Raw genomic sequence first — 26,194 nt, 5'->3', positions numbered from 1 at the left:
CTTCCTCTATCAGCGGCCCCAAGTCCGGAGGCAATGCGCCGAGGTATTCCCACAGGTGATCACCCATTCAAAAATGCTCAGTAGTTGATCAGCACTCTCGTCCGTATAGTTCGGTCAGGCAGCACAGACTGACAATGAGGATGGAGACCAGCATGAAACGATGGATCGCCGGCGCCTGCGCCGGACTGATCGGCCTGGCCGTCGCCGCGACGGCGGCCCAGGCTCAGGATTCCCGACCCGTGCGCTTGATGGTGGGCGCGGCACCGGGCGGCGGCACCGACGTGATGGCGCGCATCGTGTCCGATAAGCTGGCCGCCCTCCTCAGGCAGCCGGTGGTCGTCGACAACCGGCCCGGCGCTTCCAACACCATTGCCGCCGACATCACCGCCAAGGCGGCGCCGGATGGCAACACGCTGCTGATGGGCGTAGTCACCTCGCAGGCGATCGCGCCGCACCTGCTCAAGCTGCAGTTCGATCCTCTCAAGGACCTGGCACCGGTCGCGCTGGTATCTTCCGTGCCCAATGTGCTGGTGGTCAACAACCAGGTACCGGCGCGCGATGTGAAGGCGCTGGTGGCCCAGATCCAGGCCAGTCCGGACAAATTCCGCTACAGCTCCTCCGGCGTCGGCAGCACCCAGCACCTCGCCGGCGCGGCCTTTGCGCGCCAGATCCAGGGCAAGCTGCTCCATGTGCCATACAAGAGCAGCAGCAGCGCGCTGGTTGACCTGATGGGCGGCCAGGTCGACATGAGCTTCGAGACCATGCCTTCGGTGATCAGCCATATCAAGGCCGGCAAGCTGCGCGCACTGGCCGTCACCGCCGACCAGCGCTCACCCCTGCTGCCAAACGTGCCGACGCTGGCCGAGGCCGGCGTGCCCGGCATTCAGATGAATGCCTGGTACGGCGTCTATGCGCCGGCTGGCACGCCGCCCGCCACGCTGCAGAAGATCGGCGCCGCGCTCGCCACCGTACTGAAGGACCCCGACACCGTGCGCCGCCTCAATGACGTCGGCGCAATGCCCGGCACGCTCAATGCCAGCCAGTTCGATGCGTTCTCGCGCAGCGAATATGCCCGCTACGGCAAGCTGATCGCCGAACTCGGCGTCAGACCCGACTGAACCGCATTCACCGCATCCGCCATGACACAACGACCCCGTATCGCCATGGTGCTCGGCGATCCCGCCGGCATCGGCCCTGAGCTGGTCGCCAGGCTGCTGGCCAATCCCGCCGCCACGCACGCCGAGATCCTGCTGATTGCCGACCGCGACGAATGGCGCCACGCCTTGCAGCTGGCCGGCGTCGACCTCGCGCTGCCCGAGACCGCCCGCCTCGGCTTTGAGGGCACGGACGCCGGCCCGCGCCTGTACCACTGGGCGCTCGAAGGCAAGCCCGCCTATCCGCGCGGCGCCGCCAGCGCCGAAGGCGGCCGCTACAGCCTCGGCACGCTCGCGCTGGCGCTGGAACTGGCCCAGTCCGGCAAGGCCGACGCCATCCTGTTCGGCCCGCTCAACAAGAGCTCGCTGCATGCCGCCGGCATGGGCCACAACGACGAGCTGCACTGGTTTGCCGAACAGCTCGGCCACCGCGGCGCCTTCTGCGAGTTCAATGTGCTGGACGGGCTGTGGACCTCGCGCGTCACGTCGCACGTGGCGCTCAAGGACGTGCCGGCCATGATTACCCGCGACAGCGTGGGCGCCGCGATCGACCTGATCGATCAGGCGCTGCGCAACGCCGGCATGCGTGCGCCGCGCATCGCGGTATGCGGCCTCAATCCGCACAATGGGGACAACGGCGCCTTTGGCCGCGAGGAGATCGACGTGATCGCCCCCGCCGTGGCCGATGCGCAGGCACGCGGCGTGGCGGCGCAGGGTCCGTTCCCGGCCGACACCATCTTCCTCAAGGTGCAGGGCGGACCCGCGCAGCGCCAGTTCGACGCCATTGTCACCATGTACCACGACCAGGGCCAGATCGGCATCAAGCTGATGGGTTTTTCGCGCGGGGTCACGGTGCAGGGCGGCCTGCCGGTGCCGATCACCACGCCGGCGCATGGCACCGCCTTCGATATCACCCAGCAGGGCCGGGCCGATCCCGGCGCCATCCTGCAGGCGTTCCAGCTCGCCTGCCAGATGGGTGCGCAACGACGTGCCGCCGCGCAGCGGTGAGCATGCATCCTGGCAGGCCGGCATAGACCGGCCCCGCCAACGTGGCGCCGGCATGCCCGCCGGCCCGCAGCCACAACGCAGACCTGAACATGACTGCCCAATCCGCGGTCGGGCGCACGCTCGTGCGCGCCATCACGAAAAGCCGGGCCGCCAACCGAACGCCAACCGCATTTCCGCCGTAAAAGGAGCCACACGATGAAGATCACCAACGTCCGTGCCCGCGTATTCGAATGGAAGGGCAAGACCGTGCCGCCGCAGGCCCACTTCTGCACCAATGCCACCGACACCCTGTTCGACCGCGGCGACGCCATGGGCTCGTTCCGCTTCCACGGCTGGCTGGTGGTGGAGATCGAGACCGACAACGGGCTGGTCGGCATCGGCAACTGCGCGCTCGCGCCGCGCGTGGCCAAGCAGGTCATCGACCAGTACCTGGCGCCGATCGTGATCGGGCAGGATCCGTTCGACAATGAATACCTGTGGCAGAAGATGTACCGCCGAACCCATGCCTGGGGCCGCAAGGGCATCGGCATGGCCGCGATCTCGGCGGTGGACATCGCGCTGTGGGACCTGATGGGCAAGGCCGTGGGCAAGCCCGTGTTCAAGCTGCTGGGCGGACGCACCAAGGAGAAGATCTGGTGCTATGCCTCCAAGCTCTACAACAACGACGACCGCGACGCCTTCCTGGCCGAAGCCCGGCGCTACCTGGACCAGGGCTTCACCGCCATGAAGATGCGCTTCGGCTACGGCCCCAAGGACGGCCCCGCCGGCATGCAGAAGAACCTGGAGCAAGTGCGCCTGCTGCGCGGACTGGTCGGCGACGGGGTCGACATCATGCTGGAGTGCTACATGGGCTGGACGCTGGAATACGCGCGCCGCATGGTGCCGCGCCTGGCCGAGTTCAACCCGCGCTGGCTGGAGGAACCGGTCATCGCCGACGATATCGAGGGCTACGCCGAGCTGAAGAAGATGAGCCCCTTCCCGATCTCCGGCGGCGAGCACGAGTTCACCTCCTACGGCTTCAAGGACCTGCTCGAGCGCCGCGCGGTGGACGTGATCCAGTACGACACCAACCGCGTGGGCGGCATCACCGCGGCACAGAAGATCAACGCCATGGCGGAGGCCTGGTCGGTACCCGTGATCCCGCATGCCGGCCAGATGCACAACTACCACCTGACCATGGCGTCCACCGCTTCACCGATGTCGGAGTACTTTCCGGTGCATGACGTGGAGGTCGGCAACGAACTGTTCTACTACATCTTCAAGGGCGACCCGGCACCGGACAACGGCTACCTGCAGCTGGACGACAACCTGCCCGGCCTGGGGCTGACCCTGAATGAAGAGCATTTCAGCGAGTTCGACATCATCGGCTAAGCGCCGCGCCATGGGCGGGGCTCAGCGGCCGCAGGCTGCCCCGAACAGCACGCCGTCGACACGCGCCTGCACATAGGCGGACAGGTCCACGAGGCTGAGCAGCACGGCCAGCAGGGCAATGCCAGACCATGCCGCCGCCCTGACCGTGCGGCCGTCCGCTTTCAGGGCAGCGAGCATCAGTGGAAGCAGGCAGGCGCCAACGAACAGGCACCGGATCGCGGCCATCGTCGCTGCCCCCCACCCCGCGCTCTCAGCCCTGCGCACCCGCCCCGGCGCGCAGGGCTGGCGGCTCGCCGGCACCGCGGCGCAAACCCAGCCACGAGCAGATGGCGGCAAAGCCGGTCACCAAGCCGAGCGCGGCGATTGTCTGCAGATACGCGCCGGTCGATTCGAACGAACGCGCCCCCAGCTGCACGGTCAGGAACGCGCCAACCTGGTGGACCAGGAACAGCAGCCCGAACACCCGGCCCTTGATCTGGCTGCCATAGCGCTCGAAGCAGAACATCGACGTCAGGATGACCGTGCCCAGGTAGCTGCTGCCGAACAGCACCGCAAACGGCAGCACGCCTGCCTGCGGCACGAGCAGCAGCAACATCGCCGCGCAGCGCATGGCGTAGAACGCGGCCAGCAGCCGGTGCTTGTCGAAGCGCAGCGCCAGCGCGCCCGAGGCGATGCCGCTGGCCAGTTCCAGCACCCCGAGCGCGCTCAGTGCGTAGCCCATTTCCAGGCGCGGCACGCCACGGTCCTGCCAGTGCGCGAGCAGGTGCACGTCGATGAAGGCCATGGTCGCACCGCAGCCGAAGAACCCAGCGGCCAGCACGTAGAACACAGGATCGCGCCGCACGATCGCCCATGCCGAGGTCTGCGCCTGCGCCACGGCAGCCGCCGGCGCGGGCGGTTCCCAGCGCGACAGCAGCCACAGCGTGGCGGCCACCGGCAGCGCGAAGACCATGCCAACCGCGCCGAACACCGTGGTCCACGCCGCCTGCGGCTGCAGCCAGATCCAGAACGGCGACAGCACGATAAAGCCGATCGCCGTGCCGTTGGTGACGATGGCGTAGGCCAGTCCTTTCCTGCGCGCCTCGAACAGACGGTCCACCAGCACGCCCATCGGCACGAAGGTCATCGCCGCGAGCCCGAATGCGCCGACGATGCCGAATGCGAGGCTGAACCAGACCAGCGACTGGTGCCACCAGGCTGCGCTGGCATAGGCCAGTCCTGCCGCCAGCGCGCCAACCGCGGCGGTGCGCAAGGGCCCGACGCGGTCGCTCAGCGCGCCCACCACGGGCGACATAAGGCCGGTGGCTAGCATGAACAGCCCGCCAGACCACGCGAACTGCGCGCGCCCCTGGCCGAAGTGCGTGGCCAGCTGCACGAAGTAGACCTGGTAGACGCCCTTGACGGCGGTCGACGCGAACATCACCGCAAAGCCGGTGGCGACGAGCAGCAGTGTGACGGAGCGGGAAATCCGGACGGTCGTCATGTCAGCGGCTCCGGATCCCGGCCGGCAGGACCGGCGCGAAGGCATGGCAAGGCAGCATGGTGTGGTCTCCGGGAAACGCGCAGCGCGGCTGGCACCGGGCGGCGAATGATGGAAGGATGATTCCCATGCTATGGGGTGCGGCGGCGAGCCGCCAGCAACAGATCCGCCAGCTATGGCAAATTTCTGGCCATCCTTCGATCCACATTCCAATGCATCTCTTGAGCCATGAAATTACGCTTGTGGCAATATTTTGGCTAACCGCAATCCCCCACGATCGTTGCGCGCCATGCGAACCGCCTATTTCCTCATGCTGCCCGGCATCCACATGCTGGACCTGGCCGGACCGCTGCAGATCCTGGCAACGGTTGCCGAACTCGGCCTCGGCAAGCTGGCCGTGCGCTGCGTGGGACCGCATTCCAGCGTGCAGGCGTTCCAGGGCGTCGAACTAGGGCGGGTCGGGCCATTGCCGGCGCGGCTGCTTCCGGGCGACCTGGTGCTCGCTATCGGCAGCAAGATGACGGACACGCTGACCCGCTCGCCGGCATGGCGCGATACGGCGGACTGGCTGCGCGCAGCGGCATGCGCGCCGGACAGGCCGATCGTGGCCGCCGTCTGCACGGGCGCCTACCTGCTCGGCGACGCCGGCCTGCTCGACGGGCGGCTCTGCACCACGCACTACGCCCATGTCGGCAGGCTGCGCGCGCGGCATCCGCGCGCCTCGGTGATCGACAACCGCATCTTCGTCAGCGACGGCAATATCTGGACCTCGGCCGGCGTGGCCTCGGGCATCGACATGGCCCTGCAGCTCGTGGCCGATGTCTTCGGCGACGAGGCCGCGATCCGCGTGGCGCGCGAGAACGTGGTGCCGTTCCGGCGCTTCGGCAGCGATCCGGAGCTGGATTCGAAGTTCCGCTCGCGCTCGCATGGCAATGCGCTGGTCCACGCGGTGCAGGACGCAATTTCAACCGACCTGGCCGTGAGCGTGTCCGATCCCTCGTTCGCGCAGACCTTCGCCACCAGCGTCAGGCACCTGTCGCGCGTGTTTGCCAGGGAAACCGGGCTGACGCCCAAGCAGTACCAGCTGGCGCTGCGCATGGACAAGGCTCGTCGGCTGCTCGAGGCGTCTTCGCTGCCGATCGATGACATCGCCGGGCAATGCGGTTTTGCCAGCGTGCAGGCATTCCGTTCCTGCTGGAACAAGGCCGAGCCGATGACACCCGGGGAGTTCCGGCACGCTCGCCGGGGCTAGCGTCTGCCCGGACTACAGTCCGCGCGCCTTTTCGGCCGCCAGGTAGGCATCGCGCGACGGCCGGCACGCCCGCGCCCGTGATCGACCGGCCGAGCGCCGACCTGAAGATGAAGTTCAGCGTGCGCCCAGCGCGACAATCGCGGAAACGATCGCGCCGGCACACAGGTACGCCGGAATTATGCAGGTTACATCGCATCCGGACCGGTTTCACGCTGCCATCCTTCCCGCCATCCCCCGTTCGGGGCATTGGCATCGGCCGAATTTCGCCCACCATGACAGGAGAGGCCCGGGCACGTGCGCCCGGGCAGTCAAGGGACCTGGAGTGCGCGACGGGATCGCGCGCAGGCAGCAGGCCGTGAACAACCATCTCGCCAGCCTCGAAGAAGCCTTCTCCTCGTTCGACGAGGCCATCTGCGTGGTCGGCGCAGGCGGTACGGTAGTCCGCCCCGCGCCATGGCGTGCTCTGGCATGCGGATCTGCGCGTGCAGGCGCTGCTGCTGCGGCACGTCGCCACTGCCAGCCAGACCGGCACGCGCCAGGCCATGACGATTCCGGCCGTGGGCGGGGTCGATGGGGCTGTCGGTCAATACGGTGCGCAAGCAGATCGCCATGCTGATGGCGAAAATGCATTGCAACCGACAGTCGGAGCTGGTCCGGAAGGCGATCCTGGGTCAGGGGTAGCGCCGCACGGCCTTTGCAGGGCAACAGGCAACAATCGCGGCGGCAGCCGTATACTCTGCGCCAGAGGCCATGCCTCCCCCGCGCTGCGTGCCTCCGCCTCCATGTGAAGCTCCCTACTGGAGCTACTGGAACTACTGGAGCCGCCGCGCATCACCGAATATCCAACAATATCCAAATAGTTACGGAGTCGCAGCATGCGTGTCGCATTCCTCGGGCTTGGCGTCATGGGCTTCCACATGGCGGGCCATCTTGCCGCCAAGGGCCATGAAGTCACGGTCTACAACCGCACCGCGGCCAAGGCGCAGGCCTGGGTCGCAAAATTTGGCGGCAAAGCGGCGGACACACCCGCCCTGGCAGTCAGGCAGGCGGACGTGGTGTGCTCGTGCGTCGGCAACGACGACGACCTGCGCTCGGTGCTGATCGGTCCGGACGGTGCGTTCTTCACCGCGCCCACCGGCTGCATCTTCGTGGACCACACCACCGCCAGCGCCAACGTGGCGCGCGAACTCTACGCGGCCGCGCGCGAACGCGGCCTGCACTTCATCGACGGACCCGTGTCGGGCGGCGAAGTCGGTGCGGAAAAAGGCATCCTGACCATCATGTGCGGCGGCGACGCCGAAGCCTATGCGCGCGCCGAGCCCGTGATCGGCGCGTATGCGCGCGCCGTAACGCGCATCGGCGAAGCCGGTGCCGGCCAGCTCGCCAAAATGGTCAACCAGATCAGCATCGCCGGCCTGATCCAGGGCCTGTCCGAAGCGATCGCCTTCGGCGAACGCGCCGGCCTCGACATGCGGCTGGTGCTGGACGTCATCAGCAAGGGCGCGGCCGGATCCTGGCAGCTCGAGAACCGCGGCCCGACCATGATCGAGGACAAGTTCGACTTTGGCTTCGCCGTGGACTGGATGCGCAAGGACCTGGGACTCTGCCTCGACGAGGCACGCCGCAATGGCGCCAGCCTGCCCGTCACCGCCACGGTCGACCAGTTCTATGCCGACCTGCAGCAGATGGGCTGCGGCCGCGCGGATACCTCGTCGCTGATCAAGCGCCTGCGCCGCTTTTCGGAGAAGTGAGCGATCGGGACGGCACCCGCGGCCGTCCGATAATTCCTACACCGCAATCGGCCAGCGCCCGAAAGGCCCGCCATGGCGGCCTGCCTAAGCTGAAGGCAGGAGCATGGGTGGCCGCGGTCATCCTTGCACGGTACAGGAGATGACCATGTGGAAGCTTGCAGTCGCGCTGCTGATCAGCGCTGGCATGGGCCTGGCCGGCTGTACCGCGACGGGTGCGGTAGCTGGCGGCGTAGCGGGGCACGAACTCACGCACGGCAGCACTGCCGGCACCGTGGGTGGTGCCGTGGTAGGCGGCGTGGTTGGCCACGAACTGGGCAAGTAGCCCTGAACCGGACACCAGGCAAGTCCTCCTCCCAACGCCCGCTGCCCGCGCAGCGGGCGTTTCCATGCCATGGGCGCCGTGACCAGGCTTGCTTTAATGGTTTCGCGGGCTAGCTGAAGATATTTGTTTTCACGGGCTCAGCCGCCCGGATTCCAGCGTTCTTCGGCTACGATAGGCGGGCAAGCCACACCATTTCGATCCCCATGACACCCGCCAAGCCTGACAAGCGCCTGCCTTCCTTTCCCGCACGTAATGCCCGCCACTGGATCGGCGGCACGCTCGCCGCCTGCCTGCTTGCCTGCGCCGCGAGCGCCGGCGCGCAGCCGCTATGGTTCGCCGGCGGGCGCCCGACGCCCGAGGCTCAGCAGGCTGTGACGGCACTGGCCGGCGCCGAGGCTGATGGCCTGGCGCCGAAGGACTACGATGCCGAGGGCCTGAAGCATGCGCTGGCGCAGGCCGCCGCCGGCCCGCAAGCCGCGCCGGACGCCGTGGAGAAGCTCGACACCGCGCTCAGCGACGCCATGCGGCGCTACCTGTCGGACCTGCACAACGGGCGCGTCGATCCGCGCAAGGTGCACGCCAATTTCACGCCGCCAGCGTCGGCGCAGTTCGAGCCTGACAGCTACCTGCGCACTGCCCTGGCCAGCCACCGGCTGCCTGACGCGATCCGCGAGGCAGCGCCGTCCTTTCCCCTCTACGGCACACTGCGCGATGCGCTCGCGCGCTATCGCGCGCTGGCCGCGCAGCCGGGCTGGGAACGTCCGCTGCCCGCGCTGCCGGGCGGCAAGCTGACCACCGGGCAGGCCTACAGCGGCGTTGCGGAACTGGCCAGGCGCCTGCAGGCACTTGGCGACATGGCCGCGGGCGCGCCGGTGCCGCATCGTTATGCCGGCGCCGTCGTGGACGGCGTCAAGGCTTTCCAGGCCCGTCACGGGCTGGAGGCGGACGGCGTGATCGGCGCCGGCACCCTGGCCCAGCTCAATACCCCGCCCGCGGCTCGCGTGCGGCAGATCGAGCTGACCATGGAGCGGCTGCGCTGGACTCCGCTCGCCGACGGGCCGCGCGTGATCGTGGTGAACATCCCCGAGTTCATGCTGCGCGCCTATGAGTACAACGCCGGCAAGCTCGACATCAAGCTGGAGATGAAGGTCATTGTCGGCAAGGCGCTGGATACGCGCACGCCACTGTTCAAGGAGGACATGCGCTACATCGAGTTCAGCCCTTACTGGAATGTGCCGCCGTCGATCGCGCGCGCGGAGACCATTCCGCGACTGCGGCGCGATCCCGGGTACTTCACGAGCCAGGGCTTCGAGTTCGTGTCCAACGGCAAGGCCGTGACGACGCTGACCGAGGCCAATCTCGACGCCGTGCTGAATGGCCAGATGCGCATCCGCCAGCGCCCGGGTCCGACGAACGCGCTCGGCGACATCAAGTTCGTATTCCCGAACAACCAGAACATCTACCTGCACCACACGCCCACGCCGCAGCTGTTCAAGCGCGACCGGCGCGATTTCAGCCATGGCTGCATCCGCGTGGAAGAACCCGTGGCGCTCGCGCAGTTCGTGCTGCAGGACATGCCGGGCTGGACCGAGGCACGCATCCGCCAGGCCATGACCAAGGGCCAGTCCAACACCGTGGCGCTCCAGCAGCCGCTGCCGGTGGTGCTGGCCTATGGCACTGCCATTGCCCGCGCGGATGGCCGGGTATACTTCCTGCCTGACATTTACGGCCAGGACAAGCTGCTCGACCAGGCGCTGCGGCAGAACACCACGCGCGGGGCCCCAGGTGTGCCGGCATCGGCACCGTCGACTCCGGACGCCCTCGCACATCCCGCGCCAACGCAGAACCCGACATGACACATTCCAGCAATCCCGCACGCCGCCGCTTCCTGCAACACACCGGCGGACTCGCCATCGGCGCCGGCCTGGCCGCGCTCTCGCCGCAACTGGCGCTGGCCAACGCGCCGGGCGCGCGCAGCCTGTCGTTCGATCACACGCATACCGGCGAACACCTTTCGCTGGTGTACGCGCTGGGCGACCAGGTGCTGCCGCAGGCACAGACCACCCTCAACCGCTTCCTGCGCGACCATTATTCCGGCCAGGTGGGCATGATCGATCCACAACTGTTCGGCCTGCTGTTCGCGTTGCGACAGACGCTCGGCAGCGAATCGCCGTTCCAGGTGATCTCGGGATATCGCAGCCCCGTAACCAATGCGCGCCTGCGCCGCACGGGCGGCGGCGGCGTGGCCAGGCACAGCCTGCACATGGACGGCATGGCCATCGACATCCGCCTGCCAGGCGTGGCGCTGGCCGATCTGCGCGATGCCGCGATGTCGCTGGGTGTGGGCGGTGTTGGTTTCTACGCGCAAGAGGATTTCGTCCACGTGGACACCGGCCGCGTGCGCCACTGGGGCTGAGTCCGGCGCTCTGCTACGGCAAAATTCGCACTCGACTGCTGCTGTCCGCGGCAAGCGGCCATCGCTAGCCTTGAGCCTGGACCACGCCCGCAAGGCGTGGCCGGCCCCAGAGCTATGCGAGACCAGCCCCATGTACCTCTATGACTCCACCGACCAGCAACTGGTCGACGAGCGCGTTGCGCAGTTCACCGACCAGACCGCACGCTTCCTGAACGGACAGCTTCCGGAAGACGAGTTCCGCGTGCTGCGCCTGCAGAACGGGCTCTATATCCAGCGCCATGCGCCGATGCTGCGCGTCGCCATCCCTTACGGCATGCTGGTGTCGCGGCAGTTGCGCAAGCTTGCCGAGATCTCGCGGCGCTGGGACCGCGGCTATGGCCACTTCAGCACGCGCCAGAACATGCAGTTCAACTGGCCGCGCCTGGAAGACGCGCCCGCCATCCTGGCCGAGCTGGCCACGGTGCAGATGCACGCGATCCAGACCAGCGGCAACTGCATCCGCAATACCACTACCGATCACTTCGCCGGCATTGCGCCGGACGAGGTGGTGAACCCGCTGGTGTGGTGCGAGATCATCCGGCAGTGGTCCATGCTCCATCCGGAATTCGCCTTCCTGCCGCGCAAGTTCAAGATCGCAGTCAGTGGCGCCCGTACGGACCGCGCCGCGGTGGGCGTGCACGACATCGGCCTGCAGGCCGTCGAGCGCGACGGCGAGACCGGCTTCCGCGTCTGGGTGGGCGGCGGCATGGGACGCACACCGATGGTCGGCAAGGTGATCGGCGAATTCGTGCACTGGTCCGACCTGCTGACGTACCTGCAGGCCATCCTGCGCGTCTATAACCTGCACGGCCGGCGCGACAACAAGTACAAGGCGCGCATCAAGATCCTGGTGAAGGACCTTACGCCGGAAGTCTTCGCGCAACAGGTCGACGAACACTGGCAGCCCATTCGCGGCGGCCCCGATACCGTCGATGCCGGGTTCGTGCGCGCCATCGCCACGCGCTTCACCACGCCGGACTACGACTCCTCCGCCGCGCACGACGACGACCCCAACCCGGCACTAGCCGCCGCCAACCCGCGCTATGCGCGCTGGCTGCGCAGCAACGTGCATGGGCACCGCGTGCCTGGCTACGCCGCCGTCACGGTGTCACTGAAGGCAACCGGCACGCCGCCCGGCGACATCACCGCCGACCAGATGGAAGCCGCGGCCGACCTCGCGGACCGCTACGGCTCCGGCGAACTGCGCGTCTCGCACGAACAGAACCTGATCATCGCCGACGTGCGCCGTACGCGCCTGCATGAACTGTGGCAGCAATTGCAGACGTGGAACCTCGCCACGCCCAATATCGGACTGCTGACCAACATCATCGCCTGCCCGGGCGGCGACTTCTGCTCGCTTGCCAATGCCGTGTCCATTCCGCTGGCCGAGGCGATCCAGCAGCGCTTCGACGACCTCGACTATCTCTACGAGATCGGCGAGCTGGACCTGAACATCTCCGGCTGCATCAACTCATGCGGGCACCACCACGTCGGCCATATCGGCATCCTCGGCGTCGACAAGGCCGGCGAGGCGTGGTACCAGGTCACCATCGGCGGACGCCAGGGCGGACAGGCCGGGGCCGCGATCGGCCGCATCATCGGGCCGTCGTTCGCGCAGGACGAGATTCCGGAGGTAATCGAGCAATTGATCAAGAGCTACCTCGCCATGCGCGACAGCGAAGCCGAACGCTTCATCGACGTGGTGGAGCGGGTTGGCATCGATCCATTCAAGGCCGCGGTCTACCAGAACCCGACGATCGCCCGGCGCCGTCAGCAAGCGGAGGCCGCGCGCGCCTGAAGCCTGCCTGCGGCCGATGCACGGCGCTCAGATCCGCAGGCCAGCCTCGTCGCGGCCGAGCCTGCGCATCACTGATACCATCCAGAGCGCCAGCCCGACTGCGGCATAGAGCACCAGCGCGCGTCCGGCCGCGCCCTGCTGGTCGGCCAGGTACACGCTGCAAAGCTGTTGCGGCGCGTCCTGGTAGAGCAGGCCCGCCACCAGTGTCATCGCGCTCCAGTTGATCGCGAAGAACGCCTGCAACACAACCCCGGCACGCGGCCAGGACACGCCCAGCACGGCGCCGGCCACGATCATGCTCGTCACCTTCGCGACGGACCAGCGCGCATCGAGCACCGCCAGGTCGAGCGCAACCGGAAGCATCCAGTAGCTGACGATGGCCATGGCGGCTACCAGCCCCGGCAGCCCGCGCCGGTTCCAGCCGGGGAAGGCCGATGTATCCCTGCCTCGGAGTGTGGCCGCGGCAATGCCGATCCCCAGCAGCAATGGCAGTTCGATCGCCATGTGCCGGGCCATCGAGGCCTCCAGCCACCCGCGCAGCAACGCCAGCACGGCCAGTCCCGCGCCAGGCAGCCAGGCCAGAATGGGCCGCTCAGCGCTGCGCATGGACGATGTCGGCCAGCACGGCATCCGGCCGGTCGATGTCGTAGGCACGGGCCAGCCGGCTCTGACCGTCGATGAGGAAATACGCGGCGTTGTGGACGTAGTCGCCGCGGCCGTCCGGCAGCACGACGATGCCAAACGCCTTCAGGAGGGCCGGCAGGTCGGCGGCATCCGCCACCGTAGCCATGCGCCAGACGGCGGGGTCGGCACCTTGCTTGCGGGCATAAGCGCGGAGTACGTCGGGGGTGTCACGTTCCGGATCGAAGCTGATAGCCAGCAACCGGTAGTGCCCGGTAAGGCCGCGCGCGATAAGTTCGGCCTGCAGGTAGGCCTGCCCGGACGCGCTGCTGCGACAGACCGTGACGCAGTGTGTGTAGAGAAATGTGACCAGCGTTTGCCGTTGCGCATTGCCGGGTTCGCGCAAGGGGAAGCGGCGCCCGGAAGCATCGGCCAGTGCCATGTCGGGCAGGGCAAGCGGCGCGCGCGCCAGGTCAAATTGCCTGGTGCCATCCGACGTCACCACGCGGAAGCCGCGCGTCGCATGGCCGAAGGCAAAGAGTGCCAGCGCGCTGACGAGGGCCGTCGCAACCAGGGTGGCCCGCCAGCCGCCCGCCATCACTGGGCTCCGGCCAGCTTGTGCAGTTCGTCGCTATGCCACGGGTCCTTGCGCGACGCGCTCCACTTGCGGGCCGCGGCAACGGCCACGGCGTCGATGGCGGGCGCCTGGTTGCCCCACGCGCTGCGGATATGCGTGAGCACCGCGGCCAGTTCGGTGTCGCTCAGTTGCTCGCCGAAGGCCGGCATCGCGCCGTTATAGGTCGCGCCGAGGATCTCGATGGGCCCGGTCAGCCCGTGCAGCACGATCTGCGACAGCACCACCGGATCGCCCGTCACCAGCGGCGATCCCGCCAGCGGCGGGAAGACGCCTGGCAGACCCTGGCCCGTGGCCTGGTGGCAGGCCTGGCAGTTCGCCGCGAACAGCTGCTTGCCGTCGGCCACGCGCGCACTACCGGCAGCGCCCTGGGCCAGCACCTGCGTGTCGCGCCGGTCGCCAAGCTGCGCAAGTCCATCGGCACGCTCGGTCCAGATGTAGCTGGCGGCCCAGACTACCAGTCCGGCGACCAGGCCCAGCACGATCTTCGGCACCGGATTGTGCTGCTCGTGCGGGTCGGCGTGTTCAGTCTTGTGGCTGCTTTGAGGCTTCATCTGGGGCATGGCTCTTCGTGGTGCTGGCGGCGAGCGCGAGGCCCTTGGCCAGGCTCGCCTCGGTCGGGGTCAGGACGGGATAGGTGTGGCGCAGCCCGGTCAGGTAGGCAACCAGGTCCAGCGCCTGCGGCGTGGCGACCACGGCCTTGCCGGCCGGTGCCGCACCGGGCGGCAGCGACACCACGCGATCGTCCTTGCCGACGGCGTCGCTGTCCTTCACCTCGAACAGGAACGGATAGGCGGGCATGATGCTGCCCGGCACATACGCGCGCGGCTGGTACAGGTGCCCTAGGTGCCAGTCGGCGCTGGGCTGACGCACGCCGATATTGAACAGGTCGGGCCCGGTGCGCATGGTGCCGAGCAGCGGCGGGTCGTCATAGTGATAGTCCGCCGCGACCGAGGGCCGGCCCCAGCCGCGCTGCGCGTCGGCAATGCCGGCGCCCGTGGAGCTGGGCTGCTGCGTATGGCAGGCAATGCAGCCGTTGGCCATGTAGACCTGCCGGCCACGCAGCTGCGCGCTGGTATAGGGCGCGAGTTCCTTCGGCGCGGGCACATCCTTCAGTTGCAGGAAGGGCACCACGATCATCGCGCAGGTCGCCAGCGATAGCGTCACCATGGCGCCGCCTACGAGCTTCAGTTCGTTTTCCATCGTCGTCGCTCAATCAGGCCAGGGATTCCGAAACCACGCGATCGCCCTGGCGCAGCGTGGCCGGCCGGAACGCCATCAGCGCGAAGTGGCAGGCGAACACCAGGTGGCCCAGTGTCATCAGCGCGCCGCCAATCGAGCGCCCTTGCAGCCAGGGCAAGGTCACCGCGACCGACTCCATGAACGGCCGCGCCGGGTCCAGCAGCGCCAGGCCTTGCAGCACGCCGCCGATCGTCAGCGTCACGAGGTAGATGGCAAACCCGCCCGCAACCAGCCAGAAGTGCACGGAGATCAGGGCCGGCCTGGGCCACGGCGCATCGACAATGCGCGGCATGGCGAAGTAGATGCCGCCGAAGATCACCATCGACACAAAGCCGTACATGCCCAGGTGCGCATGCGCCACGGTGAAATGCGTGAAGTGCGTGATGGCGTTGAGCGAGCGCAGCGCTTCGAACGAGCCCTGCACCGAGGCCAGCGTGTACATGATGGCGCCGAGCACAATGAAGCGCAGCGTCGGCGAATGCCTCAGCGCGCCGAAATGCCCCTTGAGCGTCAGGTGCTGGTTCACCGAGAACGCCACCACGGGGATGATCATCATCACGCTCTGCACGATGGAAAGCGTGATCAGCCAGCCGGGAATGGGTCCGCCGATCAGGTGGTGCGCGCCGACCTGCCCGTAGAAGAAGGCCAGCGTCCAGAAACCGAGCAGCGACAGGTTGTACGACTGCACCGGCTTGCCGATGACCTTGGGCAGGAAGTAGTACACGGCCGCAATCGACAGCGGCGTGTAGAACAGCCCGAGCACGTTGTGGCCGAACCACCAGTTCATGGTGGCCTGCTCCACGCCGAAATGCACGCCCGGCACCTTGGCGACGATGTAGAGCACCGGGAACCAGAACAGCGCCGCGCCCATGTACCACACCGACACGTAGAGGTGATGCACCTGGCGGCGCTGCAGCATCAGCACGAGCGGCACGCCGATCAGCATGCCGCCCACGGCGAACAGCAGGCCGATCTGCCAGGGGATCTCGAGCCATTCCATGCCGGCATTGATGCCGCTGGCGATCGCGCCCAGGCCCGCCACGAGCCCCGCGTTCCAGATCAGCGTGCCGACCAGCGCGAAACGGCCGCCGCTCAGCGGCGTGCGCAACAGGCGCGGCATCATCCAGATCGCCAGGCCCAGCAGGCCCATCGGCGCCCAGCCATAGGCCACCGCATTCAGGTGCAGCACGCGCATGCGGCCGAATGACTGCCAGGCCTGCGCAGTCAGGAAGTCGGGCAGATGCAGCTTGAGCGAGCTGACCAGGCCGGCGAACGAGGCCACCACCAGCCAGACCACGGCACAGCTCAGCAGCATCAGGGCCGGCATGGCGCTGGAGCGGTCGGCTCTGGCGCGTGCCGCGAGTTCCGCGGCGAGGTCGGCATCCGGGGCGGCCGTGTCGGCCGACCCGGAAGGGTCTTCGGGCCGACCGACCTCGCCGCTGGCAAAGATGGTCCGGGCACCGCTCGACTCCAGGTCGAACAGGCCCTTTCTCAGGGACCAGATAAAGGCGAACAGGCCGCCAATCGACAGCAGGAAGGTAAGCAGCAGCAGGCTGGTGGGATCCATGGCATTGGGGGCGAGACAGGAGCGGTCCGTTGCGGCCCGCTTCCGGGAATTGGCCGGCCAATGCTAGACGCGCCTCTAGCTGTGCAACAGAAGCAAAATAGTCGGAAATGACCAGAGCAGTGCCTTCCAGAGCGCGACCATTTGTCGCAGTCCCGCCTTTCCAGCCCAATGGCTTGTTAAAGGATAAGTGCAATCTGGTACTTGCCCCTTTCATCCATTACAGTTGATGAAATCGCAAAAAGGACAAGATCAGATGACAGGCGGCACGCGACAGATGACACGCTATGAAGAACTGGCCGAGGACATCGCCCAGTCGATCCATGCCGGCGTGCTGCGGCTGGGCGACCGCCTGCCGTCGGTGCGCCAAGCCAGCGCGGGCCGCGGCGTCAGCCAGTCGACCGTGTTCCAGGCCTATTACCTGCTTGAGGCGCGCGGCCTGATCCGCGCGCGCGAGCGCTCGGGGTACTACGTCGCCACGGGCTCGCGCCAGCTTGCGCCGGAAGCGGAGACGCCGTCGGCACCGGCCGAGGAGTCCGGCCCCGTCGATGTCAGCGAACTGGTCTTCAAGGTGCTCGAATCGACCATGCGGCGCGACGTGGTGCCGTTCGGCTCGGCCTTCCCGAGTCCCCTGCTCTTCCCGCTGCAGCGGCTGGCCAAGACCATGGCGGCGACCGTGCAGAAGCTCGACCCGTGGAGCAGTGTGGACGACCTGACGCCGGGCAACGCGAGCCTGCGCCGCCAGATCGCGCTGCGCTACCTGGCCGACGGGCTGACCGTGCAGGCCGACGAGATCGTCGTCACCAACGGCGCGCTGGAGGCGCTGAACCTGTGCCTGATGGCCGTCACGCGGCCCGGGGATGCGGTGGTGATCGAAAGCCCCACGTTCTACGCGGCACTGCAGGCACTGGAGCGCTGCGGCCTGTCGGCGATCGAGGTGCCCACGCATCCGCGCGAGGGCATCGAGCTCGGCGCACTGGAGCAGGCCCTGCAGCGGCACCGCCCCAAGGCATGCTGGCTGATGACCAACTTCCAGAATCCGCTCGGTTCGCTGATGCCCGACGCCAAGAAGCAGGCGCTCGTGGAACTGCTCGCGCGCCATGAGGTACCGCTGATCGAAGACGATGTCTATGGCGAGCTCTACTTCGGCACGCGCCGCCCCACACCGGCCAAGGCGTTCGACAAGACCGGCCTGGTCATGCACTGCTCGTCATTCTCGAAATGCCTGGCACCGGGCTACCGCGTGGGCTGGGCCGCGCCGGGCCGCTTCGCGCGCGAGGTCGCGCGGCTCAAGCTGACCACCACGCTGGCCGGCTCCGCGCCCGCGCAGGCGGCCATTGCCGCCTACCTCGAGAAAGGTGGCTATGACCGCCACCTGCGCCAGTTGCGGCACGCGCTCATGCTGCGGCAGGACGCGGTGGCGCAGGCCGTGGCACGCCACTTTCCGCCCGGCACGCGCGCCACGCGCCCCGCGGGCGGCTATTTCCTGTGGATCGAACTGCCCGAAGGCACCGACACGCTGGCACTGCACCAGCTTGCGCTGTCGCACGGCATCAGCATTGCGCCGGGGCCGATCTTCTCGGCGCGGCATGGCTTCGGCCATTGCATCCGGCTCAACTACGGGCATGAGTGGGACAAGCGCGCCGAGACCGCGCTGGCCACGCTGGGCCGGCTGGCCGGCGCTGTGGCCGGCGCTCGGCCGTAGCGGTCGGGATCAACCCTTGGCGCGTGAAGTTGCGTAGGCCTTCGGTGCCAGCTCCGCTTGCTCCTGAGCCGGCGCCCCCGCCGTTGCCGCGCGCCGGTGATCGATGCCACCCACCGCCAGCACGGCCACCACGGCGGGTACCGCGATCGCCAGGAAGTTTTGCTCCAGCGGCAGGGCCATGCCAACCAGCACGCCGATCACGATCGGCGCGAGGATTGCGCCGGCCCGCCCCACGCCCGAGGCCCAGCCGATGCCGGTCGAGCGCGCGGCCACCGGGTAGAACTGCCCCGCATAGGCATAGGTGACGATCTGCGTGCCGATGGTCGAGGCACCGGCCAGGCCCACCAGCACGAACAGCACCGGCGTGGGCACCTTGTGGCCGAGCAGCGCGATCGACACCGCAGCCAGCGCATACATGCCCATCAGCACGTACTTGATGCTGAAGCGGTCGGCCAGCCAGCCGCCGCCGATGGCCCCCAGCATGCCGCCGATGTTCAGCACCAGCACGAAGGTCAGCGCCGAGCCCAGGCTGTAGCCGGCCGACGCCATCAGCTTGGTCAGCCACGAGCTGAGCGCGTAGACCATGAACAGGCACATGAAGAAGGCCACCCAGAACATCAGCGTGCTGAAGCCGCGTCCTTCCCGGAACAGCTCGCCCACGGCGGCCTTGCCGCCTGTGCCGGCACCCGGCAGGACAAGGTGGTCGTCGTCACGGCAGGGGCGCGCCGGGTCGATCGCGCGCAGGATCTTGCGCACTGCGCCGTGCTGCCCGGTGCGCAGCAGGAAAGGCATGGAGTCGGGCAGTTTGGCGAGGATCAGCGGCACCAGGAGCGCCGGCGCACCGGCCGCCAGGAACACGGACTGCCAGCCGTTCTGCTCCAGCAATTGCTTGCCAAGCAGCGCGGCCAACATGCCGCCGACGGAATAACCGCTGAACATCAGCGTCACCAGCGTGCCGCGGATGCGGCGCGGCGAGTACTCGGTCATCTGCGCCACCACGTTGGGCATGACGCCGCCGATGCCCAGGCCGGCCAGGAAGCGGCTTGCGGCAAACACCATCGGGTCATGGGTCAGGCCGGCCGCGGCAGTGAACACGCTGAACAGCAGGATGCAGATGGCAATGGCCTTGCGCCGGCCGATACGGTCGGCGATCGTGCCCAGGAAGATGGCGCCGAACATCATGCCGAACAGCGCCGAACTGACCATGAAGCCCGCGTGCGTCGCCGACACGCCCATATCCTTCATGATGGCCGGCAGCGCAATGCCGGCGACCGCCAGGTCATAGCCATCGAAGATGATGATCAAGGCGCACCAGAACAGCACGCCGGCATGAAAGCGGTTGAAGGTGGCGCCGTCCGCCACCGCATACACATTGATTTGTCTCACTACCCTGTCTCCTGTCGTCGAAAGGTCCCGCTTCTTGCGTCGGGATCGCGACGTTGCCGGCGGCACGTCTTCTGGCGTGGAGAATAGGAGTGCGGCAAGCCGGCAGTCCAACACCGAATGGGTATTTCCGGAATACCTGCAAGGTATTGGCCGCAAAGGCGCTCGCAGACTGACGCGACCTGACGGGTGGCCGCATCGAAGCCCTGTCATTCAGGGTATACATGGAGACAGCCCAGGCCGGCAGTCGGGCCCGCCGGCCTGGCACGTGTCACTTGCCGGACGGATCGTCCTTCGGGTCCAGGTAGTTGATATCCAGCGGGCCGGTGCCGTGGATCTGCACGACCGTCTCGGTCTTGCTGAACGCGTAGTGATGCGCCTTGGCCGGCAGGTAGTGGAAGCCGCCCGTCTTCAGGGCGTGGGCATGACCCATGTCCATCTTGTCACCGGCGCCCAGGTAGAGCGTGCCGGAGATCACCGTCAGGTTCTCGGCCTGGGTATGCCAGTGGGGGGCGATCTTGTATCCGGCCGGTGTCTTGAGCCGGATGACGAACGGTGCGTCCTTGCCCGGGTCGCCGTAGAGCACCGCGAGTTTGGCCCCCTTGGGCAGCGAGGGCGGTGCGTCGCCCCATTTCAGCGTAGCGGGATTGATCATTTCCATGCCGGCCGCGGCCGGCTCCTGGGCACTGGCCAGCCCGGCTGCCAGCGATGACACGAGCGTCGCGGCCGCCAGCCATGCCAGCCGGACCCGGTGCGCTGAAGCATGCGTTTCCATGGTCTTCCCCTTCTTGTATCGGCACCACCCGCACGCGGCATGGCAGCCGCATCGTTGCCTGCGAGAGATGCCTCAGACCATCGTAGTGCAGAAGCGCGATAGCGGATGGAGCCAGCGATAGTCCGGCTCGCCGCCCGTCAGGCGGCCCGGTTCGGCGGATGCGAGTTGCCGCCTGCCGGCGCATGCAGCCGTCGCCAGACCAGCCGCGGCAGGCGTACCAGGCAGCCCGCCGTCAGCCGCAGGTGCATCCACGCCAGCAGCAGGTTGTCGCGCAGGTAGCGGAAATGGGAAACGCCGCCCGCGCGCCGATCGAAGTAGCGCACCGGCGCGTCGAGGTTGAGCGGCCGCACGCCGCGCCAGCACAGGCGTACGGCGACTTCCGGGTCGAAGTCGAAGCGGCGCATCCAGCGGCTTTCCCGCATCACGGCGCGCAGCGGCGCAATCGGGTAGACGCGAAAGCCGTACAGCGAGTCGCCGATGCCGGCCCACAGCGTCTCCATATCGGTCCACAGGTTGGACATGCGGCGCCAGTACACGCGCTCGAGCGGAGCGCTCGCGTCGAACACCGGCCGCCCGAGCACCATCGCGTCCGGGTCGCGCATCGACGCCGCCATGAACTGGCCGATCAGGTGCGCCGGGTGCTGGCCGTCGGAGTCCATCACCAGCACGTGCGTGAAGCCTTGCGCGGCGGCGGCCTCGATGCCGTGCAGCACCGCGGCGCCCTTGCCCTGGTTCTCGGCCAGGACCAGCACGCGCAGGCCGGAATCGGTCCGGGCCTGCTCCCGCAACCACGCCACGCTGTCATCGGTGCTGCCATCGACCACCACCCAGACCGGACACCAGGCCTCGCGCGCGGCGCGCAGCGTCTCGCGCAGCATGGCGCCGGGGTTGTAGCTGGGGATCAGGACCAGATGGGTCGGGGATGGCTGCACGGCCATGGCGGCGCGCTCGGTTCAGGCCATGCCGCCATTGACCGACAGCACCTGGCCGGTCACGTAGGCTGCTGCGTCGGAAGCCAGGTAGGCCACCATGCCCGCCACCTCCTCGGGCGTGCCCGCGCGGCCCGCCGGAATGATCTGGCGGATGCGTTCGGCGGGAAACGCCAGTTCGGTCATGGGCGACTCGATCACGCCCGGCGCCACGGCATTGACCGTCACGCCGCGCGAGGCCATCTCGATCGCCAGCGAACGCGTGGCGCCGATCAGGCCCGCCTTGGCCGCGGCGTAGTTGGCCTGCCCGCGGTTGCCCATCACGCCCGCCACCGAGGCCATATTGATGATGCGGCCCCAGCGCGTACGCATCATGGGCATCAGCAAGGGCTGGGTGACGTGGAAAAAACCATGCAGCGAGACATCGATCACGCGGCGCCATTGATCGCGGCTCATGCCGAGCAACGGCGCATCGTCGTGGATGCCGGCGTTATTGACCAGGATCTGGACTGTTCCACGGGCGAGGATGCCCTGCAGCGCCGCTTCGGTGGCGTCGGCGTCGGTCACGTCAAAGGCGATGGCGGTGGCAACGCCGCCCGCGGCGCGGATGGCGGCCGCCACGGCTTCCGCCTGCGCCAGGTTGCGGTTGGCATGGACCCAGACCTCGTGCCCGGCCGCCGCCAGCGCGTGGCTGACGGCACTGCCGATGGCCCCGCTCGCACCGGTGACGAGCGCCACCCTGCGCGTGATCTGCGGCCTGCCGTGCTGCGCCATATGCTGCTCCCTGTCTGCCGGATACCCCGTGCGGTGGCCCGAGCGCCGCGTTCAGAGCGACCGGTTGGCCGCGACGTAGGCGGCCAGGCTGCCCAGCGAGGCAAAGATCGTCTTGTTGTCGGGGTTGTCCGAGCGCAGTTCGACCCCGTATTTGCGCGACACCAGCAGCGCGATTTCGAGGATGTCGATGGAATCCAGCCCGAAACCGTCGCCATAGAGCGGCGTATCGGCGCTGACGTCCTCCAGTTTCAGGTCCGCGATGTCGAGTTCGCCAAGGATCAGGCTGGCGAGTTCCGTTTGAAGTTCGTTCATGGTCGTCATTGTCCTCTTCCACGCCCAAAAGAGGCGCCGGAGGATGGCGGGGCGATGCTACCAAAGCGCGGCACATCGCACTACCTGCGAGAAGTTTAGTAACAACATTGGGAGCGACTTTGCTGAAACATCGCTGCGCCGGCGGGGTCTTTTAAGGTATAAAACGTTCGCTTTGCCGCCGGGGCACGCTGGAAATGTTCCATGTGCCGGTTCGGTGGCAAGAAAAGAGCATTTTGCACCACAATAGCCACCACATGCCTTCGAGCCAGTCTCCCCACTCCGTTGTCACATCCGCCGGCGCCGCGCCGCTGCTACAGCGCGTCAGCTGGATGGCCGCGCCCGTGGGTTTCGTGGCCTACGAGTCGGCTCTCCATCACGCGGCGCATACGCCGGGCGCCGAAGTCAGCGCGCTGTGGCTAGGCCTCGCGCCGTTCTTGCTGATTGCACTGGTCGCCGCGTGGCGGTCGGCCCCGCGCCTTCCCTGGCTTCTCCTGCTGGCCGCGTGCGGCCTTGCCTTGTGGGTAGGCCGCATGCCGCTGGCCGCACATTTCGGCTGGACTTACTTCCTGCAGCACTTTGGCGCGAATGCGGCGCTGGCCGCCATGTTCGGCCGCACGCTGCGCCCGGGCGGCATGCCGCTGTGCACCGAATTCGCGGCTGCCGTGCATGGGCCGCTGACGCCGGACATGCGGCGCTACACACGGCGCGTCACCCAGGCCTGGACCCTGTTCTTCGCGCTCACGGCGGCGGCGTCGCTGGTCCTGTTCGCGCTTGCGCCGATGCCCGCGTGGTCGACCTTCGCCAACCTCGGTACGCCAGCCCTGGTGGCGCTGATGTTCGTGGCCGAAGCCGCCTGCCGCCGCGTCGTCCTGCCGGCGGCGCAGCACACGGGCGTGCTCGATGCCGTGCGCGGCTATCGGGCTGTGATGACCGAGCGCGCCAGCCGCGCCGGCACGCGCTGAAGGTGGTGTGCCCATGACCACGTTCCCACTGCTCTCGCACCCCGGGCCGGACAGCGTCATCGCCTGGCAAGGCGGCCGGGCCATCACGGCCAGCCGGTTCCTGGCCGACGTCGACGCACTCGCCGCGCGATTGCCTGCCGGCAACCACGTCTTCAATGCCTGCACGGACCGTTACCGCTTCGCGGTCGGGCTGTGCGCCGCGCTGCTGCGCGGCAAGGTGAGCCTGCTGCCGTCGTCGCAGACGCCAGACCTGGTGCAGCAACTGGCTGCGTTTGCGCCGGACGTCTTCTGCCTGCATGACGATGCGCATTGCGACGTGGCGCTGCCCCGTTTCTTCTATGAGGCGCCGGCAGACCAGGCGATACCTGCTGCTCCACTGACGGTGCCCGAGATTCCCGCCGAACGGCTGATGGCCTATGTATTCACCTCGGGCTCGACCGGCCAGCCTGTCGCCCACGCCAAGACCTGGGGCGCGATGGTACGCGGCGCGCGCTCCACGGCACAGCGCCTCGGCCTGCTCGACGGCCGTGCCTGGACCCTGGTCGGTACGCTGCCGCCGCAGCATATGTTCGGCCTGGAGGCGACCGTCATGCTGGTGCTGCAAGGCGGCGCCGCCCTCGCCGCGGCCGCGGCCTTCTATCCGGCCGATATCCGCGCCGCCCTGCACGCTGTCCCGCAGCCACGTGCGCTGGTGACTTCCCCCGTGCACCTGCGCGCGCTGTTGCAGGCTGCCGGCAGCCTGCCCCCGGCCGACCTGGTGCTCTCGGCCACGGCCCCGCTGGGCCGTGCCCTGGCAAGACAGGCGCAGACTGGCCTGGCAGCACCCGTGCGGGAGATTTATGGCAGCACCGAGACCGGTGCGCTCGCCACGCGCGCGACGGCCGATACGGAGGCATGGACGCTGCTGCCCGGCATCACGCTGGCCCACCGCCCTGCCCCCTGCGCCGACGGCGACACCGGGACGATGACCTGGGCCGCGGGCGGCCACCTCGACCAGCCGGTCGCGCTCGGCGACGCCATCGGGCCGATCGACGCCACGCGCTTCCTGCTCCACGGCCGCAAGGCGGACATGATCAAGATCGCGGGCAAGCGCACCTCGCTCGCCTACCTGAACCAGCAGCTCGCGAACATCGACGGCGTGGAAGACGGCACCTTCTTCCTGCCCGACGACGTCCACGAAGACGAGGCCGCCGGCCGCGTGGTGCGGCTGGCAGCACTGGCCGTGGCCCCCGGCGTGCCGGCGGCGCAGATCCTGCAGGCGCTGCGCGCGCGCATCGATGCCGCTTTCCTGCCCCGCCCGCTTTGCCTGGTCGAACGGCTGCCGCGCAACGCCGCCGGCAAGCTGCCGCGCGAGCCGCTGGCGCGGCTGGTCGCGGCCCAGCTTGCGCAACGTCATGCGCCCGGCTTCGTGATCGACGCCGGGCACCCGGCACTGGCGGGCCATTTCCCGGGCAATCCCGTGGTGCCCGGCGTGGTGCTGCTGGACCACGCGATCCTGCAGATCGGCGCGGCGCTCGGGCATCCGCTTGAGGTCAGCCAGGTCGGCACGGTCAAGTTCCTCAGCCCGGTCCGCCCCGGCGAACGGGTCGAGGTGGCGCACCAGTGGCAAGGCGGCAGCACCGGGGCGGACATGGCGACCATCCGCTTCACCCTGAGCGCGGGCGGGCGCGACGTGGCCAGCGGCACGCTGAGCCCGCGGCCGGCACGGGCAGGCCAGGAGGCATCGCCATGCTGACCTGGCTACGCAAGCCGCAATCGCTGGACGCGGACTGGTCCAGCCGGCAGGAGCGCAGCAACGTCACGCTGCTGCGCATCATGACGGGGATTTCGCTGAAGCTGGGCCGTCCCGCCGGACGCGTGGTGCTGCGGCTGATCGCCGCCTACTTCACGCTGTTCTCGCCGACGGCGCGCCATGCGTCGCGCGCGTACCTGGACCGTGCGCTCGGCCGACAAGCCGGCTGGCTCGATGGCTTCCGCCATGTCTTCACGTTCGCGTCCACTATCCATGACCGCATCTACCTGCTCAACGGACGCTTCGACCTGTTCGATATCCGCCTGCACGGTGCGAAGCAGCTCGAGGAGACCATCGCGCAAGGACATGGCGCGTTCCTGCTCGGCGCCCACCTGGGGAGCTTCGAGGTGATCCGCGCCATGGGCCGCCAGCGTCCCGACATGCGGGTCGCGATCACCATGTACGAAGAGAACGCCCACAAGCTCAACGACGTGCTGCAGTCGATCAACCCGGCCATGCGGCGCGACCTGATCACGCTCGGCAAGGTCGACGCCATGCTCAAGGTGCGCGACTACCTCGACCGCGGCTACATGATCGGCATGCTGGCCGACCGCACGCTGTCGCAGCGCGCCACCGACCCGATCCAGCAGTGCGATTTCCTCGGCGCGCCCACGGGCTTCCCGACCGGGCCGCTGCGCATGGCGGCCATGCTGCGCCGGCCCGTATTCTTCATCACCGGGCTGTATCGCGGCGGCAACCGCTATGATGTGCACTTCGTGCGGCTGGCCGATTTCTCGCAGGTGGCGCGCGGGCGCCGCGAGGCCGAGGTACAGGCCGCGCTGCAGCGCTACGTGGCGCTGCTCGAGCAGTTCTGCCGCAGCGCCCCCTACAACTGGTTCAACTTCTACGACTTCTGGCACGCCGGCCCGCCGCTGTCCGAGCAGCCGCCGCCCGGCAACGAGCCCTGATC

The 26,194-nt window shown here is 68.1% G+C and carries 25 protein-coding genes; 13 read left to right on the top strand and 12 right to left on the bottom strand.

Going from position 1 to position 26,194, the window contains the following annotated elements:
* The first annotated feature begins 152 nt into the window (after positions 1–152).
* From CupriaWKF_RS25690 to CupriaWKF_RS25680, 3 genes are all read left to right on the top strand, one after another.
* On the top strand, positions 153–1,118 hold the full coding sequence (locus CupriaWKF_RS25690) for a tripartite tricarboxylate transporter substrate binding protein (RefSeq protein ID WP_276101258.1): 966 nt from the start codon (positions 153–155) through the stop codon (positions 1,116–1,118).
* 21 nt (positions 1,119–1,139) lie between these two features.
* Positions 1,140–2,162: a 4-hydroxythreonine-4-phosphate dehydrogenase PdxA gene (locus CupriaWKF_RS25685; protein ID WP_276101257.1), complete on the top strand. Its 1,023-nt coding sequence runs from the start codon at positions 1,140–1,142 to the stop codon at positions 2,160–2,162.
* 195 nt (positions 2,163–2,357) lie between these two features.
* Positions 2,358–3,533 (top strand): L-rhamnonate dehydratase, encoded by a 1,176-nt coding sequence (locus CupriaWKF_RS25680; RefSeq protein ID WP_276101256.1) that lies wholly within the window; start codon positions 2,358–2,360, stop codon positions 3,531–3,533.
* A gap of 21 nt (positions 3,534–3,554) precedes the next feature.
* On the opposite strand, the gene CupriaWKF_RS25675 is transcribed toward CupriaWKF_RS25680, so the two are convergent.
* Entirely contained in the window at positions 3,555–3,758 is a 204-nt protein-coding gene (locus tag CupriaWKF_RS25675; protein WP_276101255.1) for a hypothetical protein, read from the bottom strand.
* 25 nt (positions 3,759–3,783) lie between these two features.
* Positions 3,784–5,016, bottom strand: a complete 1,233-nt coding sequence (locus tag CupriaWKF_RS25670; RefSeq protein ID WP_276101254.1) for an MFS transporter — start codon at positions 5,014–5,016, stop codon at positions 3,784–3,786.
* 286 nt (positions 5,017–5,302) lie between these two features.
* Here CupriaWKF_RS25670 and CupriaWKF_RS25665 point away from each other — a divergent pair, with 286 nt between their 5' ends.
* The 6 genes from CupriaWKF_RS25665 to CupriaWKF_RS25640 all read left to right on the top strand — a co-directional run bounded on the left by CupriaWKF_RS25665 (position 5,303) and on the right by CupriaWKF_RS25640 (position 12,591).
* The gene (locus CupriaWKF_RS25665) at positions 5,303–6,265 is read left to right on the top strand and encodes a helix-turn-helix domain-containing protein (protein ID WP_276101253.1); all 963 of its coding nucleotides are present in this window, start codon (positions 5,303–5,305) and stop codon (positions 6,263–6,265) included.
* An 875-nt stretch (positions 6,266–7,140) separates the two neighbouring features.
* Positions 7,141–8,016 carry an NAD(P)-dependent oxidoreductase gene (locus CupriaWKF_RS25660; RefSeq protein WP_276101252.1) on the top strand — a complete coding sequence of 292 codons (876 nt, stop codon included), beginning with the start codon at positions 7,141–7,143 and terminating at the stop codon, positions 8,014–8,016.
* A 145-nt stretch (positions 8,017–8,161) separates the two neighbouring features.
* The gene (locus tag CupriaWKF_RS25655; protein WP_276101251.1) at positions 8,162–8,338 is read left to right on the top strand and encodes a glycine zipper 2TM domain-containing protein; all 177 of its coding nucleotides are present in this window, start codon (positions 8,162–8,164) and stop codon (positions 8,336–8,338) included.
* A gap of 203 nt (positions 8,339–8,541) precedes the next feature.
* The gene (locus tag CupriaWKF_RS25650) at positions 8,542–10,194 is read left to right on the top strand and encodes a L,D-transpeptidase family protein (protein WP_276101250.1); all 1,653 of its coding nucleotides are present in this window, start codon (positions 8,542–8,544) and stop codon (positions 10,192–10,194) included.
* Positions 10,191–10,754, top strand: coding sequence for a DUF882 domain-containing protein (locus tag CupriaWKF_RS25645; RefSeq protein ID WP_276101249.1), 564 nt, complete (start codon positions 10,191–10,193; stop codon positions 10,752–10,754). Before CupriaWKF_RS25650 ends, CupriaWKF_RS25645 begins: the two co-directional genes overlap by 4 nt.
* A gap of 130 nt (positions 10,755–10,884) precedes the next feature.
* Complete coding sequence (locus CupriaWKF_RS25640; RefSeq protein WP_276101248.1) at positions 10,885–12,591, top strand: nitrite/sulfite reductase; 1,707 nt, start codon at positions 10,885–10,887, stop codon at positions 12,589–12,591.
* A 27-nt stretch (positions 12,592–12,618) separates the two neighbouring features.
* On the opposite strand, the gene CupriaWKF_RS25635 is transcribed toward CupriaWKF_RS25640, so the two are convergent.
* The 5 genes from CupriaWKF_RS25635 to CupriaWKF_RS25615 are packed head-to-tail and all read right to left on the bottom strand — an operon-like array spanning position 12,619 to position 16,655.
* Positions 12,619–13,197, bottom strand: a complete 579-nt coding sequence (locus tag CupriaWKF_RS25635; protein ID WP_276101247.1) for a DUF1404 family protein — start codon at positions 13,195–13,197, stop codon at positions 12,619–12,621.
* Positions 13,184–13,810 (bottom strand): SCO family protein, encoded by a 627-nt coding sequence (locus CupriaWKF_RS25630; protein WP_276101246.1) that lies wholly within the window; start codon positions 13,808–13,810, stop codon positions 13,184–13,186. The genes CupriaWKF_RS25635 and CupriaWKF_RS25630 overlap by 14 nt, the downstream gene beginning before the upstream one ends.
* Positions 13,810–14,400, bottom strand: a complete 591-nt coding sequence (locus CupriaWKF_RS25625; protein ID WP_276101245.1) for a cytochrome c — start codon at positions 14,398–14,400, stop codon at positions 13,810–13,812. Before CupriaWKF_RS25625 ends, CupriaWKF_RS25630 begins: the two co-directional genes overlap by 1 nt.
* Positions 14,372–15,049: a cbb3-type cytochrome c oxidase subunit II gene (locus CupriaWKF_RS25620; protein ID WP_276101244.1), complete on the bottom strand. Its 678-nt coding sequence runs from the start codon at positions 15,047–15,049 to the stop codon at positions 14,372–14,374. Before CupriaWKF_RS25620 ends, CupriaWKF_RS25625 begins: the two co-directional genes overlap by 29 nt.
* A gap of 13 nt (positions 15,050–15,062) precedes the next feature.
* Positions 15,063–16,655: a cbb3-type cytochrome c oxidase subunit I gene (locus tag CupriaWKF_RS25615; protein ID WP_276101243.1), complete on the bottom strand. Its 1,593-nt coding sequence runs from the start codon at positions 16,653–16,655 to the stop codon at positions 15,063–15,065.
* Positions 16,656–16,929: 274 nt separating this feature from the next.
* Between CupriaWKF_RS25615 and CupriaWKF_RS25610 the strand changes: the two genes are divergently transcribed.
* Positions 16,930–18,357 (top strand): PLP-dependent aminotransferase family protein, encoded by a 1,428-nt coding sequence (locus tag CupriaWKF_RS25610; RefSeq protein WP_276101242.1) that lies wholly within the window; start codon positions 16,930–16,932, stop codon positions 18,355–18,357.
* A gap of 9 nt (positions 18,358–18,366) precedes the next feature.
* Here CupriaWKF_RS25610 and CupriaWKF_RS25605 read toward each other — a convergent pair whose 3' ends face one another.
* From CupriaWKF_RS25605 to CupriaWKF_RS25585, 5 genes are all read right to left on the bottom strand, one after another.
* A complete protein-coding gene (locus CupriaWKF_RS25605) occupies positions 18,367–19,743 on the bottom strand; it encodes an MFS transporter (RefSeq protein WP_276101241.1) in 1,377 nt (458 codons plus the stop codon).
* 268 nt (positions 19,744–20,011) lie between these two features.
* Positions 20,012–20,515: a cupin domain-containing protein gene (locus CupriaWKF_RS25600; protein ID WP_276101240.1), complete on the bottom strand. Its 504-nt coding sequence runs from the start codon at positions 20,513–20,515 to the stop codon at positions 20,012–20,014.
* A 137-nt stretch (positions 20,516–20,652) separates the two neighbouring features.
* Complete coding sequence (locus tag CupriaWKF_RS25595) at positions 20,653–21,453, bottom strand: glycosyltransferase family 2 protein (protein ID WP_276101239.1); 801 nt, start codon at positions 21,451–21,453, stop codon at positions 20,653–20,655.
* 15 nt (positions 21,454–21,468) lie between these two features.
* Positions 21,469–22,218, bottom strand: coding sequence for a 3-oxoacyl-ACP reductase FabG (gene fabG, locus CupriaWKF_RS25590; RefSeq protein WP_276101238.1), 750 nt, complete (start codon positions 22,216–22,218; stop codon positions 21,469–21,471).
* A 51-nt stretch (positions 22,219–22,269) separates the two neighbouring features.
* Entirely contained in the window at positions 22,270–22,530 is a 261-nt protein-coding gene (locus tag CupriaWKF_RS25585) for a phosphopantetheine-binding protein (RefSeq protein WP_276101237.1), read from the bottom strand.
* 254 nt (positions 22,531–22,784) lie between these two features.
* Between CupriaWKF_RS25585 and CupriaWKF_RS25580 the strand changes: the two genes are divergently transcribed.
* Genes CupriaWKF_RS25580 through CupriaWKF_RS25570 form a run of 3 tightly spaced genes read left to right on the top strand, consistent with a single transcriptional unit; the run spans position 22,785 to position 26,192 of the window.
* Positions 22,785–23,492: an acyl carrier protein gene (locus CupriaWKF_RS25580; RefSeq protein ID WP_276101236.1), complete on the top strand. Its 708-nt coding sequence runs from the start codon at positions 22,785–22,787 to the stop codon at positions 23,490–23,492.
* A gap of 13 nt (positions 23,493–23,505) precedes the next feature.
* On the top strand, positions 23,506–25,227 hold the full coding sequence (locus CupriaWKF_RS25575; protein WP_276101235.1) for an AMP-binding protein: 1,722 nt from the start codon (positions 23,506–23,508) through the stop codon (positions 25,225–25,227).
* Complete coding sequence (locus CupriaWKF_RS25570) at positions 25,221–26,192, top strand: acyl-CoA synthetase (protein ID WP_276101234.1); 972 nt, start codon at positions 25,221–25,223, stop codon at positions 26,190–26,192. The genes CupriaWKF_RS25575 and CupriaWKF_RS25570 overlap by 7 nt, the downstream gene beginning before the upstream one ends.
* The last annotated feature ends 2 nt before the right edge of the window (positions 26,193–26,194 follow it).

Origin of the sequence: Cupriavidus sp. WKF15, from assembly GCF_029278605.1 — a bacterium.
Taxonomy (GTDB): domain Bacteria; phylum Pseudomonadota; class Gammaproteobacteria; order Burkholderiales; family Burkholderiaceae; genus Cupriavidus.
The sequence above is the reverse complement of the archived record's forward strand: the minus strand, read 5'-3'. Positions and strand labels throughout refer to the sequence as shown.

Excerpts from the sequence above, each read along its gene's own strand:
- CupriaWKF_RS25650 (WP_276101250.1), top strand. The coding sequence starts at position 8,542 with ATGACACCCGCCAAGCCTGACAAGCGCCTGCCTTCCTTTCCCGCACGT.
- CupriaWKF_RS25570 (WP_276101234.1), top strand. The coding sequence starts at position 25,221 with ATGCTGACCTGGCTACGCAAGCCGCAATCGCTGGACGCGGACTGGTCC.
- fabG (WP_276101238.1), bottom strand. The coding sequence starts at position 22,218 with ATGGCGCAGCACGGCAGGCCGCAGATCACGCGCAGGGTGGCGCTCGTC.
- CupriaWKF_RS25620 (WP_276101244.1), bottom strand. The coding sequence starts at position 15,049 with ATGGAAAACGAACTGAAGCTCGTAGGCGGCGCCATGGTGACGCTATCG.
- CupriaWKF_RS25635 (WP_276101247.1), bottom strand. The coding sequence starts at position 13,197 with ATGCGCAGCGCTGAGCGGCCCATTCTGGCCTGGCTGCCTGGCGCGGGA.
- CupriaWKF_RS25640 (WP_276101248.1), top strand. The coding sequence starts at position 10,885 with ATGTACCTCTATGACTCCACCGACCAGCAACTGGTCGACGAGCGCGTT.
- CupriaWKF_RS25670 (WP_276101254.1), bottom strand. The coding sequence starts at position 5,016 with ATGACGACCGTCCGGATTTCCCGCTCCGTCACACTGCTGCTCGTCGCC.
- CupriaWKF_RS25580 (WP_276101236.1), top strand. The coding sequence starts at position 22,785 with ATGCCTTCGAGCCAGTCTCCCCACTCCGTTGTCACATCCGCCGGCGCC.
- CupriaWKF_RS25630 (WP_276101246.1), bottom strand. The coding sequence starts at position 13,810 with ATGGCGGGCGGCTGGCGGGCCACCCTGGTTGCGACGGCCCTCGTCAGC.
- CupriaWKF_RS25675 (WP_276101255.1), bottom strand. The coding sequence starts at position 3,758 with ATGGCCGCGATCCGGTGCCTGTTCGTTGGCGCCTGCCTGCTTCCACTG.
- CupriaWKF_RS25665 (WP_276101253.1), top strand. The coding sequence starts at position 5,303 with ATGCGAACCGCCTATTTCCTCATGCTGCCCGGCATCCACATGCTGGAC.
- CupriaWKF_RS25655 (WP_276101251.1), top strand. The coding sequence starts at position 8,162 with ATGTGGAAGCTTGCAGTCGCGCTGCTGATCAGCGCTGGCATGGGCCTG.
- CupriaWKF_RS25595 (WP_276101239.1), bottom strand. The coding sequence starts at position 21,453 with ATGGCCGTGCAGCCATCCCCGACCCATCTGGTCCTGATCCCCAGCTAC.
- CupriaWKF_RS25660 (WP_276101252.1), top strand. The coding sequence starts at position 7,141 with ATGCGTGTCGCATTCCTCGGGCTTGGCGTCATGGGCTTCCACATGGCG.
- CupriaWKF_RS25610 (WP_276101242.1), top strand. The coding sequence starts at position 16,930 with ATGACACGCTATGAAGAACTGGCCGAGGACATCGCCCAGTCGATCCAT.
- CupriaWKF_RS25645 (WP_276101249.1), top strand. The coding sequence starts at position 10,191 with ATGACACATTCCAGCAATCCCGCACGCCGCCGCTTCCTGCAACACACC.
- CupriaWKF_RS25600 (WP_276101240.1), bottom strand. The coding sequence starts at position 20,515 with ATGGAAACGCATGCTTCAGCGCACCGGGTCCGGCTGGCATGGCTGGCG.
- CupriaWKF_RS25575 (WP_276101235.1), top strand. The coding sequence starts at position 23,506 with ATGACCACGTTCCCACTGCTCTCGCACCCCGGGCCGGACAGCGTCATC.
- CupriaWKF_RS25625 (WP_276101245.1), bottom strand. The coding sequence starts at position 14,400 with ATGAAGCCTCAAAGCAGCCACAAGACTGAACACGCCGACCCGCACGAG.
- CupriaWKF_RS25585 (WP_276101237.1), bottom strand. The coding sequence starts at position 22,530 with ATGAACGAACTTCAAACGGAACTCGCCAGCCTGATCCTTGGCGAACTC.
- CupriaWKF_RS25680 (WP_276101256.1), top strand. The coding sequence starts at position 2,358 with ATGAAGATCACCAACGTCCGTGCCCGCGTATTCGAATGGAAGGGCAAG.
- CupriaWKF_RS25615 (WP_276101243.1), bottom strand. The coding sequence starts at position 16,655 with ATGGATCCCACCAGCCTGCTGCTGCTTACCTTCCTGCTGTCGATTGGC.
- CupriaWKF_RS25685 (WP_276101257.1), top strand. The coding sequence starts at position 1,140 with ATGACACAACGACCCCGTATCGCCATGGTGCTCGGCGATCCCGCCGGC.
- CupriaWKF_RS25690 (WP_276101258.1), top strand. The coding sequence starts at position 153 with ATGAAACGATGGATCGCCGGCGCCTGCGCCGGACTGATCGGCCTGGCC.